Genomic DNA, 361 nt, shown 5'->3' on the forward strand with positions numbered 1-361 from the left:
CCGTAGGCAGCGGTCAGCTGATACATCGGGTGCGCCAGGTCCAGCATGGTGGTGATGGCGTACGGACGCAGGTCGAAGTGCTCGCGCACCAGCTCGACGATCTTGGCATCGCTGATCTTGCCGGTGCCGAAGGTGTTGATCGAGACGGAGGTCGGCTCGGCGACGCCGATGGCGTAGGAGACCTGGATCTCGCACTTGTCGGCCAGGCCACTGGCAACGACGTTCTTGGCCACGTAGCGACCGGCATAGGCGGCGCTGCGGTCGACCTTGGACGGGTCCTTGCCGGAGAAGGCACCACCACCGTGACGGGCCATGCCGCCGTAGGTGTCGACGATGATCTTGCGACCCGTCAGACCACAGT

General features: G+C 64.8%; 1 protein-coding gene. It reads right to left on the minus strand.

Going from position 1 to position 361, the window contains the following annotated elements:
* Window positions 1–361 (minus strand): methionine adenosyltransferase domain-containing protein (locus tag R0J88_RS19055; RefSeq protein ID WP_410900736.1); only part of this gene is annotated, 361 nt, incomplete at both ends.

The sequence above is a fragment of the Pseudoalteromonas sp. SIMBA_162 genome, assembly GCF_046535955.1.
GTDB classification, from domain to species: Bacteria; Pseudomonadota; Gammaproteobacteria; order Enterobacterales; family Alteromonadaceae; genus Pseudoalteromonas; species Pseudoalteromonas marina.